Annotated in this window: 9 protein-coding genes and 1 pseudogene; 4 read left to right on the forward strand and 6 right to left on the reverse strand. The window is 62.8% G+C overall.

What is annotated here, in order from left to right:
- Positions 1–448 precede the first annotated feature (448 nt).
- From VIZ63_RS25405 to VIZ63_RS12385, 3 genes and pseudogenes are all read right to left on the reverse strand, one after another.
- A pseudogene (locus VIZ63_RS25405) lies at positions 449–1285 on the reverse strand (segregation and condensation protein A); the annotation flags it as partial.
- 231 nt (positions 1286–1516) lie between these two features.
- On the reverse strand, positions 1517–2734 hold the full coding sequence (locus VIZ63_RS12380) for a tryptophan--tRNA ligase (RefSeq protein ID WP_331609942.1): 1218 nt from the start codon (positions 2732–2734) through the stop codon (positions 1517–1519).
- A 161-nt stretch (positions 2735–2895) separates the two neighbouring features.
- Positions 2896–3519 (reverse strand): L-threonylcarbamoyladenylate synthase, encoded by a 624-nt coding sequence (locus VIZ63_RS12385; RefSeq protein ID WP_331609944.1) that lies wholly within the window; start codon positions 3517–3519, stop codon positions 2896–2898.
- Between the two features lie 144 nt (positions 3520–3663).
- Between VIZ63_RS12385 and VIZ63_RS12390 the strand changes: the two genes are divergently transcribed.
- From VIZ63_RS12390 to VIZ63_RS12400, 3 genes are read left to right on the forward strand one after another with little or no spacing between them, the layout of a single operon-like run.
- Positions 3664–4209, forward strand: coding sequence for a septation protein A (locus VIZ63_RS12390; RefSeq protein WP_331609945.1), 546 nt, complete (start codon positions 3664–3666; stop codon positions 4207–4209).
- A 16-nt stretch (positions 4210–4225) separates the two neighbouring features.
- Positions 4226–4504, forward strand: a complete 279-nt coding sequence (locus tag VIZ63_RS12395) for a BolA family protein (protein ID WP_331609946.1) — start codon at positions 4226–4228, stop codon at positions 4502–4504.
- A gap of 20 nt (positions 4505–4524) precedes the next feature.
- On the forward strand, positions 4525–5328 hold the full coding sequence (locus VIZ63_RS12400) for a peptidylprolyl isomerase (RefSeq protein WP_331609947.1): 804 nt from the start codon (positions 4525–4527) through the stop codon (positions 5326–5328).
- A gap of 35 nt (positions 5329–5363) precedes the next feature.
- On the opposite strand, the gene ligA is transcribed toward VIZ63_RS12400, so the two are convergent.
- Genes ligA through smc form a run of 3 tightly spaced genes read right to left on the reverse strand, consistent with a single transcriptional unit; the run spans position 5364 to position 11864 of the window.
- Positions 5364–7388, reverse strand: a complete 2025-nt coding sequence (ligA, locus tag VIZ63_RS12405) for an NAD-dependent DNA ligase LigA (RefSeq protein WP_331609948.1) — start codon at positions 7386–7388, stop codon at positions 5364–5366.
- A gap of 5 nt (positions 7389–7393) precedes the next feature.
- Positions 7394–8320 carry a cell division protein ZipA C-terminal FtsZ-binding domain-containing protein gene (locus tag VIZ63_RS12410; RefSeq protein ID WP_331609949.1) on the reverse strand — a complete coding sequence of 309 codons (927 nt, stop codon included), beginning with the start codon at positions 8318–8320 and terminating at the stop codon, positions 7394–7396.
- A gap of 40 nt (positions 8321–8360) precedes the next feature.
- Positions 8361–11864, reverse strand: coding sequence for a chromosome segregation protein SMC (gene smc / locus VIZ63_RS12415; RefSeq protein WP_331609950.1), 3504 nt, complete (start codon positions 11862–11864; stop codon positions 8361–8363).
- Positions 11865–12309: 445 nt separating this feature from the next.
- On the opposite strand from smc, the gene dksA reads away from it, so the two are divergent.
- Entirely contained in the window at positions 12310–13125 is an 816-nt protein-coding gene (gene dksA / locus VIZ63_RS12420) for an RNA polymerase-binding protein DksA (protein WP_331609951.1), read from the forward strand.
- Positions 13126–13145 lie beyond the last annotated feature (20 nt).

The following is a 13145-nucleotide window of genomic DNA, read 5'->3' on the forward strand; positions in this document are numbered from 1 at the left end:
CCATGACCTCAAGTTCGACAGCCTCGATCTCAGCAGCCTCGAGTTCGGCAACTTCAGTTTCGGCAGACTCAAGCTCGGCGACTTCGGATCCGGTGGTCTCCAGCTCGACCGCTGCTGCAGCCTCAATGGCTACGAACTCTGTCACTTCAGACTCGACGACCTCGAGTTCCACAGCTTCGAGCTCAGCAACCTCGAGTTCGGCACCTTCAGTCTCGGCAGACTCAAGCTCGACAGTTTCAGACTCGAGGCCTACCAGCTCGGCAACTTCGGACTCGACGACCTCAGTTCCGGCGGTCTCGAGCTCAGCAACCTCGAGTTCGGCGACTTCAGCCCCAACTGCTTCGGACTCGACAGCCTCGGTCGTTTCCTCGGCGGTCAGCAGTTCCTCGACTTCGTCGTCGTCATCGACGTCGTTCTCGTCGGGGTACGCCGGCTGGGCGAGCGCTGCTTCGTTCTCAGCATCGACAGCCGATTCCGCCACACCGTCATCGCTCACTACCGCGTAGTGGCGACCGCCCGATGCCGGGCGAATGTGCAACGGTGCGTAGGGCTCTGCCTGCACGATTTCGATCAGCCCTTCCTTCATCAGTTCGAGGATGGCGCTGAAGGTCACGGAGACGCCCATGCGACCTTCTTCCGGCCGGAACAGGCGCGTGAATTCGATGAACGCCGACTCGCTCAGGCTGCCCAGAATGTCCGACATGCGCTGGCGGACCGAGAGGCGTTCGCGCTGCACGTGATGGTGCGCGAACATGTCGGCGCGGCTCATCACATCCTTGAGCGCCAGGAGCATTTCCTGCAACGTCACCTGCGGCACGATCTTCACGACCTTGCGCTCGATGAGTTCCGCAGACGCCGGCATCGTGTCGCGTTCCATGCGCGGCAGCCGGTCCATGTCTTCGGCCGCTTTCTTGAAGCGTTCGTATTCCTGCAGGCGGCGTACGAGTTCGGCGCGCGGATCTTCTTCGTCGGCGCCCTCGGCCGCCGGAGGCCGAGGCAGCAGCATGCGCGACTTGATCTCGGCCAGCATGGCGGCCATCAGCAGATATTCGCCCGCGAGCTCCAGCTGCATTTCCGACATCACGTCGATGTAGGCCATGTACTGGCGCGTGATCTCGGCGATGGGAATATCCAGCACGTCCAGATTCTGGCGGCGGATCAGGTACAGCAGCAGATCCAGCGGACCTTCGAAGGCTTCAAGGAAGACCTGCAGGGCGTCCGGCGGGATATACAGATCCCGCGGCAGCTGCGTCATCGGCTCGCCATCGACCATGGCGAACGGCATTTCCTGCTGCTGCGGCAGTTCGAATTCGAACGTATCGACGTCGAGCTGCGAGCCGGTGTCTTCGACCAGTTTGAGTTCAGGCTTCATGTGCGCGCTCCGCACGCTGGCCACGGGTCATGGGTGACGGGGCAGCACGGCCAGCACAGCAATGAGAAGAGCGAAAAGCACGCGACGCTTCGTTCGAGCAAAGCTCGAACCTCCAGCCGTAGCCCGTGAACCGTCGTCCATCTCTCATCGGTACACCATGCCCATCGCCTGATGGACCTCTTCCAGCGTCTGGCGGGCCACGTCGCGCGCCTTTTCGCAACCCTCGGCGATGATGGCCTTGACCAGGTCGCGATTCTCCTCGAATTCCTGCGCACGTCCACGGATGGCGGTGATCTCGGCGATCAGCACATCGGCCACGCGCTTCTTGCAATCCAGACAGCCGATGCCGGCGCTGCGACAGCCCTCCTGCACCCAGCTCTGAGTTTCCGCGTCGGAGTAGATCTTGTGCAGATCCCAGACCGGGCATTTTTCCGGCTCCCCCGGATCGGTGCGACGCACCCGCGCCGGGTCGGTCTGCATCGCCTTGAGCTTTTTCGACACCGCATCCGGGTCCTCGCGCAACCCGATCGTGTTGCCGTAGGACTTGGACATCTTGCGGCCGTCGAGGCCGGGTACTTTCGGCGTAGCCGTCAGCAATGTGTCGGGCTCGACCAGGATGCTGCGACCCATGCCTTCCAGGTATCCCTGCAGGCGTTCGCGATCGGCCACCGTCAGCCGCGCATTGCCGGCGAGCATCGCCTGAGCCTTTTCCAGCGACTTCTGATCACCTTGTTCCTGATAGAGCCGGCGCAACTCCTTGTACTGAGTCCCATTGCGACTGCCGAGACTCTTGATCGCCTTCTCCACCTTCGCTTCGAAATCACGCTCGCGACCATAGACATGATTGAAGCGGCGTGCGATTTCGCGAGTGATCTCGACGTGGGCGATCTGGTCTTCGCCCACCGGCACGTAGGCAGCCTTGTACAGCAGGATGTCGGCGCTCTGCAGCAGCGGGTAGCCGAGAAATCCATACGTGGCAAGGTCGCGGTCGCGCAGCTGTTCCTGCTGATCCTTGTAGGTGGGAACGCGCTCCAGCCAGCCGAGCGGCGTGATCATCGACAGCAGCAGATGCAGCTCGGAGTGCTCCGGCACCCGCGACTGGATGAACATGGTCGCGCTCGAGGGGTTCAATCCGGCGGCCAGCCAGTCGATCACCATCTCCCAGGTGTTCGACTCGATCTGCGAGGTGTCGTCGTAACCCGTCGTCAACGCATGGATATCGGCGACGAAGAAATAGCACTCGTACTGGTACTGCAGCTGCGTCCAGTTCTTGAGGGCACCGTGGTAGTTGCCGAGGTGCAAAGCGCCCGTGGGGCGCATGCCCGAAAGGACGCGTCGGTTGCTGATGTTGGTCGCGCTCAAAACAGATCCCTGCGGATATCCGGGCGCGCTTGCGCTCCAAGGATGAGTGACATTCAGGTTGAATTTCAGAGTCTTACGCCGCCTTCTTGAACGAGAACAAAAGGCAGTTTTGACGGCCGCCGCATTATACGCAGCTTGACAGGCCCATTCGTTCGAACGTGCTACTCGAAGGCGCTGACATCGCCCTTGCCGCGACGGATCACGACCGGCACCGGCCCGGCGAGATCGATCACGCTGGTCGGCTCGAGGCCGCAGTTGCCGCCATCGATGACGGCATCGACGCTGTGATACAGCCGTTCCTGGATCTCGCGGCCGTCGGTCAGGGGCAGGTCCTCACCCGGCATCAGCAGGGTGGAACTCATGATGGGCTCGCCCAACTCGGCCAGCAGCAGCAACGGCACCGGATGATCGGGAACACGGATACCGATGGTGCTGCGCTTGGGGTTCTGCAGGCGCTTAGGGGTTTCCCGGGTCGCATCCAGAATGAAGGTATAGGGCCCGGGAGTGAACGCCTTGAGCGTGCGATACTGCTGATTGCTCACACGCGCGTACTTGGCGATCTCCGACAGATCGCGACACACCAGCGTGAAATGATGATGTTTGTCGGTTTGACGGATACGCGAAATACGCTCCATCGCGGTCTTGTCGCCGATATGACAGCCGAGTGCATAGCAGGAGTCTGTCGGGTAAACGACGATCCCGCCTTCGCGCATGATCCCTGCCGCCTGTCGAATGAGGCGTGGCTGCGGATCCCTGGGGTGTATTTCGTAATAGAGGCTGGTCATCGAGCGTTGAACCGATTCCGGTCGGCGACAGTTGACAGCACACCGGGAAATCCCGCCGGCCGATTCAGGCTGTCGACGACCAACTGTCAACCGGCAACCATCCGGGTATCATACCCGCCCCTTCGTCGGGCCTGTTCCTACGACATGCAGCTGCTGTTCGATTTTTTCCCCCTGCTCGCTTTCTTTGTCGCTTACAAGTTTGCAGACATCTTCGTCGCAACGGGCGTCATCATCGTTGCCGTGCTCCTGCAGACGGCGGTGCAATGGTTCCGCCATCGCAAAATCAGCACGATGTCGCTCATTTCGGCCGGTCTGGTGCTGGTATTCGGCGGCCTGACGCTGTGGATTCATGACGAAGCCTTCATCAAATGGAAGGTCACGGTGGTGTACTGGCTTTTCGCTGCGGGTTTCCTCGTCAGCCAGTTCATCGGCGAGCGTCCGATCATTCAGCGCATGCTCGATGCCAACGTCACGCTGGAGCGGCCGATGTGGCTCAAGCTCAATCTGATCTGGGCGCTGTTCTTCCTGGCCCTCGGCGCGCTCAACATCTATGTCATGTTCAACTTCAGCACCGATACCTGGGCCAAGTTCAAGGTCTTCGGCGTCATCGGCCTGACACTGGTATTCACGGTGCTGCAGGGAATCTGGCTGGCCAACAAGTTGCCGCCGAACGAACCGAAGACCGGCTGAGCCGCAAGAAACCAAAGTGAACCGCGCCGAACGAATTTGCGCCCAACTGCGCAGCGCACTGCATACGGATGCGGTCGAACTCATCGACGACAGCCATCTGCACGCCGGTCACGCCGGCGCCCGTGACGGCCGGGGACATTTCCGCGTCCGGGTCGTCTCGACTGATTTCGAAGGATTGCGCACCGTGCAGCGCCATCAACTCGTCTACCGATCGCTCGGTGACCTGATGCACACCGACATTCACGCATTGGGAATCGCCGCGGTCACGCCCGCCGAAGACCGCACCACCGACTGAAGCCAACTCAAAGGATCGTCATGAACCGTCGTCTTTCCCCTTTCGCCTTCGTCGCTCCGCTGCTGCTGCTGGCTGCATGCGGCAGGGCTGCTGCGCCGCCCGTCGAGTCCATCGCCACGGTGAATGGCAAAGCCCTCAGCAAGTCGCAGTTCGAGCTGTACGTCGCCAACATCGAACGCCAGGCCGGTCGAACGATCCCGGCGGAGCAGCGTCCGGAACTGCTGGATCAATTCATCGGCATGGAACTGGCGGCGACCGCCGCCGAGAAGGCCGGCGTCACCAAGGACCCGAAGGTCGAGGACCAGGTCGCACTGGCGAAATTGAATGTCATCGTCGATGCGGGTCTCAAGAAATACCTCGACGAGCATCCGATCACCGATGCCGAGCTCAAGCCGGAGTACGACGCCCAGGTCGCTGCGATGCCGCGCGAATATCACGCTCGTCACATCCTCGTGGACGACAAGGCATCGGCCGATGCCCTCACGGCGCAGCTCAAGGGCGGCGGCGACTTCGTCAAACTCGCCAAGGAAAAATCGAAGGACACGTCGAAGGAAAACGGCGGCGATCTCGGCTGGTTCACACCCGAAACGATGGTGAAGCCGTTTGCCGAAGCCGTCATCGCCCTGCAGCCCGGCCAGATGACCGACCAGCCGGTGCAAAGCCAGTTCGGCTGGCACATCATCAAGCTGGAAGAATCGCGTGCACCGGCGCCGCCTGCCTTCGAGGAAGTGAAGGAACAGGTCAGGACGATCCTGCAGCGTAAGCGCCTGCAGGCGTACCTGGACGAGCTGCGCAAGAGCGCAAAGATCGAGAAGAAAATCTGAGACGAGGCAACCGCCAGCAGCTAGCCAGAACCTGGCTAGCTGCTGCTCGTCAGTAGCGCCAGAAATCCCTTCTCATCGAGCACCGCCACTCCCAGCTCCTGCGCCTTCTTCAGTTTGGAGCCCGCCTCTGCCCCGGCGATCACATAGCTGGTCTTCTTCGAAACGCTGCCCGAGACCTTGCCGCCCAGAACGGTGATGCGGTCACCCGCCTGATCGCGACTCATGCTGTCCAGTGTGCCGGTGAGCACGAATGTCTTGCCGTTCAACGGACCTTCCGCTGGACCTGATCGACGTTCCTGCGCGGGCCACTGCACGCCCCTCTCGCGCAATTCCGCGATGACCCGCCGGTTCTGCGGCTGCTGCAGAAAGTGGCGAACGTGCGCCGCCACGACCGGGCCGACGTCGGGCACCTCCTGGATCTGTTCCTCGCTCGCGTCCTGCAGTGCATCGATATCGCCGAAATGCGCGGCCAGCGCGGCTGCAGTAGCTTCGCCCACATCGCGAATCCCCAGCGCATAGAGAAAGCGGCTGAACGTGGTGGTCTTGCTGTGCTCCAGCGCCGCAACCAGATTCGCCGCCGACTTCTCGCCCATGCGCTCGAGTTCAGAAAGACGTTCGAGCGTCAGCCCATACAGATCTGCTGGCGTTTCCACCTGCCCGCCGTCGACCAGCTGGTCGATGAGTTTGCTGCCCAGGCCTTCGATATCGAGCGCCCGGCGTGACGCGAAATGTCGCAGCGCTTCCTTGCGTTGCGCCGGACAGACCAGACCGCCCGTACAGCGCGCGACCGCCTCTCCTTCCACGCGCTCGACATCCGAGTTGCAGATCGGGCATTTCGTCGGGAGCTGTACGACGACTGCGGACGCAGGCCGCTTCTCCAGTACCACTTTGACGATCTCTGGAATCACATCGCCGGCTCGACGGATGACGACCGTATCGCCGATGCGAATATCCTTGCGCTGCACTTCGTCCATGTTGTGCAGGGTCGCATTGCTGACCGTCACGCCACCCACGAACACCGGTTCCAGTCGCGCGACAGGCGTCAACGCGCCGGTACGGCCCACCTGGAATTCGACACCGCGGATGACCGTGTTCTCTTCGTGTGCCGGAAACTTGTGAGCGATGGCCCAGCGCGGCGCGCGGGCGACAAAACCGAGATCGCGCTGTTGCTGCAGACGATTGACCTTGTAGACGACGCCATCGATCTCGTATGGCAGCGTGGCGCGGCGCGCACCCATGTCCCGGTAATACTCGAGACACCCCGCGGCGCCCTGCACCACTTTCAACAAGGGCGAGATCTTGAATCCCCACTCGCGCAATTGCTCGAGCGAGCCGCTATGGGTCGCCGGCAATTTCCAGCCGCGCGTTTCACCCACGCCATAGAAAAAAACATCCATCGGCCGGCTCGCCGTGAGCCGCGGGTCGAGTTGCCTGAGACTGCCAGCGGCTGCATTGCGCGGATTGACGAATACTTTCTCGCCCGCCGCGAGCGCCTTCTCGTTCATCGCCTTGAAGCCGGCGATCCGCATGAACACTTCGCCGCGGACTTCCAGCAGTTCCGGCACCTTGCCTTGCAGGCGGACCGGCACGGCCTTGATCGTCCGAACGTTGTGCGTGACGTCTTCGCCGCGAGTGCCGTCGCCGCGCGTTGCGGCCTGCACCAGCTGACCGGACTCATAGCGAAAACTCACTGCCAGGCCGTCCAGCTTGGGCTCCGCTGCGTACTCCACCGATTCCACATCGTCGAGCCGCTCGCGCACGCGACGATCGAAGCCGATCAGGTCCTCCTCGGTGAACGCATTCTCGAGCGAGAGCATCGGTGTCGTGTGCACGACTTCGCGCAACTCCCCGACCGGCGCCGAACCCACGCGCTGCGTCGGGGAATCCGCAGTGATGAGATCGGGATGTACGGTCTCGATCTGCTGCAACTCGCGCAGCAGCCGGTCGTACTCGGCATCGGAGACTTCCGGATCGTCGAGCGCGTGATAGCGATAGTTATAGCGGTCGAGCAGCTCGCGCAGCTCACGAGCGCGCGCGGCTGGGTTACGCGGGGCTGCCATCGGTCTCAGGAGAGCGAGCGCTGATCGCGCGCCTGGGCGCGCTCGAAATCGATGACTTCCTGGCGGAGTCGTTCGATGCGATGCACTGTCAGCGGCACTCCGCGGTCGTCCTGCAGCGTACCGCCGAGCTTGCTCTGCATACGCTTGCCGCACTCCACCAGATCGCTCAGCGCATGCACGCCGGGAATCGGGCCCGGCAGTTGCGCAAACATCGTGACGCCGGAGTATTGCTGGCCGGCCATGCGATCGAGTTCGAATGTACCGGGCTCCATCATGCTCGCCACACTGAAGATGCTGACGCCATCGTCGTGCAGCCGGTGGAATACATCGTAGCGACCGAACTGCAGCGACTCGGCTTCCATGGCGTCACGCAGCGCTTCGCCGGGAAAGCGTTGCCCGGGAGCCGCGAGCCGCAGCGCGATGATCTTGCGTCGCTCGATACGACGCGGCGCCGGTGTGCTGCTCATGCCCAATGTCGGCGCGTCCAGCGGCTCCTTCGCCGACAGCTCAACGGTCTTCGCGGGATCGACTTCCTCCGCGTACGCGGTCGATTCCGGCAACGACGTCGAATCGTCATCACCGAACGTGGGCTCCACTCGTGCGCCACGAACGCCTCGGCCGGATGGCTCTACGCGAGCCGCGCTCTCGTTCCGCGGCTGCCATGCCGCCGGTTCGTGGCGCGAGGGCGCACGAATGACGAACGGTTGTTCCACCGGAGGCTCGTACGCATCCAGCTCTTCCTCAGGCAAGGAATCCTCGTCGTGGACGCGATAGGACGGCGCGTCGAAGGACGGTTCCAGCTGCGGATCAGAACGCGGATGCAGCACGCCGTCGTCGGTATCGGCGCGACGACTGCCGCGCCGTCCCCAGAAATAAATGCCGATGAGCAGCAATGCTCCGCAGACAATCAGGATCCAGCGCAGATCGTTCATGGCCGGCTCACTCAGAAAGACACTCCCGAACACACGCTCATTACATCGCCGCCATGCGCACCGCCTCGTCGACGTCTACCGCGACCAGACGCGATACGCCGGGCTCGTGCATGGTGACGCCGATCAGCTGCGAGGCAAGTTCCATCGTCGATTTGTTGTGGGTGATGAAGATGAACTGCACGCGGCTCGACATTTCCTTGACGGTCTCGCAGAAGCGCCCGACGTTGTTGTCGTCGAGCGGCGCGTCCACTTCGTCCAGCAGACAGAACGGCGCCGGGTTGAGTTCGAAGATCGAGAACACCAGCGCCACGGCCGTCAGCGCTTTCTCGCCGCCGGACAGCTGATTGATCGTGACGTTCCGCTTGCCCGGAGGCCGCGCCATGATCGACACGCCGGCGCTCAGGATGTCTTCGCCCGCCAGCTCCAGATACGCGTGACCGCCGCCGAACAGCCGCGGGAAGCGTTCCTTCAGACCGGCATTGACGCGATCGAACGTGTCCTGGAAGCGCGAACGGGTTTCGCGATCGATCTTGCGGATGGCGGTATCGAGTGTTTCGAGCGCATCCGTGAGGTCCTTGAACTGACGGTCGAGGTATTCCTTGCGCTCCGACTGTTCCTTGAACTCGTCGATGGCCGCGAGGTTCACCTGGCCCAGCCGCTCGATCTTCTGCGTCAGGTCGACCAGCGTGCGCTCCCAGGCAACCACTTCGGCTTCGGGAGGCATTTCCTGGTACACCGTTTCCAGTTCGAAATGCGTCGCCTGGAACTGTTCCATCAGCGTCTCGCGCCGGACCTTCAGTTCCTGCGCGGCCATGCGGATACCTTCGAGACGATCACGCGCCTCCTCGACGCTGCTTTCGATATCCATACGACGCTGATCGAGCGTGCGCATGCGACCCTCGGCGCCTTCCAGCGTATTGCGCGCTGCAGTGAGTTCCTGTTCGACGCCGATGCGCTGCTGCAGAAACTCTTCGAGCCTGGCGGCCAGCAGTTCGAGAGGCTCTTCGCCCACGGCCATCTGCTGCGTCAGTTCGTCCCGGCGTTGCTGCATCTGCTCGAGCTGATGCTGCAGGCGCTCGAGCCCACCTGAGACAGAGGCCAATGTCGAGCGCTTCGATTCGAGCTTGATCGCGACTTCCTGGGCACCATCGCGATCGGTCTGCGCCTGCGAACGCTTCAGGTTCAGGTTCTGGCGCAGCGAGTCACGCTCCTGTTCCAGCTCGACGCGCGCGGATTCGAACTGCGCCATCTGGTCGATGCCTTCCTCCAGGCGAGCGCGGGCAGTCGCCACCGCCGCATCGGCGCGTTCATAGTCGCTCTGCAGCTCGATGATCTCGGCATCGATCTTGCGAGCCCGCTCGGCCGTCTGTTCCGCCTTGCTGCGCAACGACGCTGCCTGCGAACTCAGCTCGCTATGCGAGCGATACAGACGGTTCGCCTCGCCTTGCAGGTTGTCACGACGCTCTTCAAGCGCCACGAGCCGTTCGCGAATCGCATCCGCTTCTGCCTGCAGGCTTTCCTGCTTCTCTTCCGCGGCGCTGACCGTCTCACGCAGTTCGCGCATTTCCTTCTCGCGACCGATGACACCGGCGTGCACATCCTTGTCGCGGCTGACCCGCAGCCAGTCGCGACCGATCCAGATACCGTCGCGTGTGATGACGGATTCGCCAACCTGCAGCGTCTGGCGCAACGACAGTGCTTCGGCAAGCGTATCGACGGCGACGATGCCAGTGAGCAGCGCTGCAATGGCCGAAGGGCCCTGCACCTTCGCCAGCAACCGGCTGCCATCGGCAATGACTGAACTCACGCCGCTGTCGGCGAAGAAGCTCACCGAGCCCACCTGCAGGGAATCGAGCTGGGTGGCGATCGAATCGATCGCATCCACCGACACGGACTCCAGGTACGAGCCCAGCACGGTCTCGACGGCGCGTTCCCAACCCTGTTCGACAGAGAGCTGCTGCGCGAGGCGCGGCCGCGTCGTCAGCGAATTCGCCGAGAGCCATTCGGTGACTTTGCCCTGCGCGAGCCCGAGCGCCGCCTGCTGCAATGCCTGCAACGACATGAGCCGGCCCTGGGCTTCCTGCAATTCCTTGCGGCCGCTTTCCGTCGTCGAGGCCAGCTGGCGCTGGCGATCACGTGCCTGCTGCAGTTCCTCGCTGACGGACTGCAACTGGGTTGCGGCAGACTCGCCGGCATTGAGTGCCTGCGCTTCCTGCTCGAGCAGCGCTTCGATGCGGATTTCGATATCGGCGGTGCCGAGCGTTTCAAGCTCCTTGCCGAGCCGCTCGCGCTGTGCGCTCAGCCGCTCGAGCTGATGCTCGAGCTGCTCGATGCGGGCCTTCTCCACCTGCGTTTTTTCGCTGGCGCTGCGCGATTCGCGATTGAAATCTTCCCAGCGTTCCTGCCAGTCCTGCATCGACTCTTCGACCAGCGAGAGCGCTTCGGCGGAGGCACGTTCGCGCTCACGCGCTGCCGTCAGGCCGGGCTCCAGGTGCTCCAGCTCGCTGCGCAATTCGTCGATCTGGGACTGATCGCGCGTCAGGTGCGAAGCAGCCTCGGCGGCACCCCGTTCTGCCTGCTCGAGCTCGGTCTTCTGGCGCTGGCGCAGTTCGCGACCGTGCTGGATCGACTGTTCGGCGCGGGAGATCTCGGCGCCGATCTGGTAATAGCGCCCCTGCACCGCATTGAGCGATTCGGACTTCTCCGTGAACTCCTCGCGGGTGGTTTCGATCGACGATTCGATGGAACGCAGTTCGGCGATGGCGGCCTGCATTTCCGTGTCGCGCTCGCGCAGAACGCCGTCCTTGGATTGCGAGTCGTGATCGATGACGCGCAAGCGCAGTGCCAGGAGTTCGGCGCTCACTTTGCGCTCGTCCTGCTTCAGGGTCTGATAGCGGCGGGCCGTGGCGGCCTGGCGCTGCAGGTGTCGCAACTGCTTGTCCACTTCCTCGCGGACGTCGTTGAGTCGCTCCAGGTTCTCCCTGGTGTGCGAAATGCGATTCTCGGTCTCGCGGCGACGCTCCTTGTACTTGGAGATGCCGGCGGCTTCTTCGATGAAACCACGCAGCTCTTCCGGGCGCGCTTCGATGACGCGCGAAATCATGCCCTGCTCGATGATGGCGTAGCTGCGGGCACCGAGGCCGGTACCGAGGAACAGCTGGGTGATGTCCTTGCGCCGGCAACGAATGCCGTTCAGGAAATACGCCGAGGTGCCGTCGCGCGAGACGACTCGCTTCAGGGACACTTCGTTGTAGCCCGCGTACTGCCCGCCGAGCGTGCCATCGGAATTGTCGAAGACGAGTTCGACCGAGGCCGTGCCGACCGGCTTGCGCGAGCTCGATCCGTTGAACACCACGTCCGCCATCGAACCGCCGCGCAGGTGCTTGGCGGAGATCTCACCCATGACCCAGCGGACGGCATCGATGATGTTGGACTTGCCGCAACCATTCGGACCGACGACTCCGATCAGGTTGCCCGGCAGACTGACGGAGGTCGGGTCGACGAAGGATTTGAACCCGGCCAGTTTGATCTTGCTAAGGCGCATCGCGCTCCTGAGTCGGCATGGGCGTCAGGGACTGACATCGGCAGGCGAGCGCGCCGGCAAGCACGGCGCCGTCGTCCTGCGTCCGGACAGACTGGCGACGAATTACGCGCATCGATGACGGAACCCTGATCGGTTGGAATGAATTCGGTCGAGAACGATTTGGCGCCGTAGTGTACGGAATCACTCCGCCCCCCGCAGCCCCAAAAAAAATCGTCCGGTGAACCAGCAAGCCTGTCGCTCTCGATCGACAGTGTGCAGCGGTTTACCGGATCGGCACGCGATCCGGCCCGGCGCCACCAGGGAGGCGGTCGGGAGCTGGAAAATTCAGTGTTTTCGTGCCCCTGTACGCCGAGGGCCGCGTCTGTATAATCGCGGCCCTTGTTGAGAATCGACTTTCGCAACTGACCGCTCCGCGTAATTGCGGCACGGCAAGGGGAGGCTCTGAATGGCCGCGAAGAAACCAGCCACCAAGACGACGAAGGCAAAGAAGCCTGTCGTCAGGAAAGCTGCCCCGGTAAAGAAATCCGCCCCGGCGAAAAAGCCCGCTGTCGCTGCTCGCAGCAAAACAGCTCCGGCCAACCCTGTGCCGGCGGTAAAGCCGGCCGCCAAGGCCGCTGCCGCGAAAGTCCAACCTGCCGCCAAGCCTGTGAAGGCCGCGCCGCCGCCTACGGTCGAGGCGATCAAGCCCGCCGCGAAGCCTACCACCGAGCCGAGACCTAAAGACCCGATGCCCCTACGACCCGTTTCAAATCGTTCGCTGGACCAAACCGATCTCGCCGCAGGCGACGACGAAGGTGACGCCCAGGATCCCCGTGCCCGCAGCCTGCTGGCCGGCCCGCGCAATGTGAAGCCGTACATTGCTCGCCGCGGCGAGCAGTACATGAACAAGGAGCAGCTCGCTCACTTCCGCAACATTCTGGAAACCTGGAAACGGGACCTGATGCAGGAAGTCGATCGGACCGTGCTGCACATGAAGGATGAAGCCGCCAACTTCCCGGATCCGAACGACCGCGCCACCCAGGAATCGGAATTCAGCCTGGAGCTGCGTACGCGCGACCGCGAACGCAAGCTGATCCGCAAGATCGACGAGGCTCTGAAGCGCATCGACGACGGCAGCTACGGTTACTGCAACGAAACCGGCGAAGAGATCGGCGTGAAGCGTCTCGAGGCCCGCCCCGTCGCCACCTTGTCGATCGAAGCACAGGAGCGTCGCGAGCGCCGCGAAAAACAGTACGGCGACCGGGACGACCGCTACCGCTAAAGCACCAGGGACCGGGCTGC

The sequence above is a fragment of the Povalibacter sp. genome (assembly GCF_036520495.1).
Lineage (GTDB): Bacteria > Pseudomonadota > Gammaproteobacteria > Steroidobacterales > Steroidobacteraceae > Steroidobacter.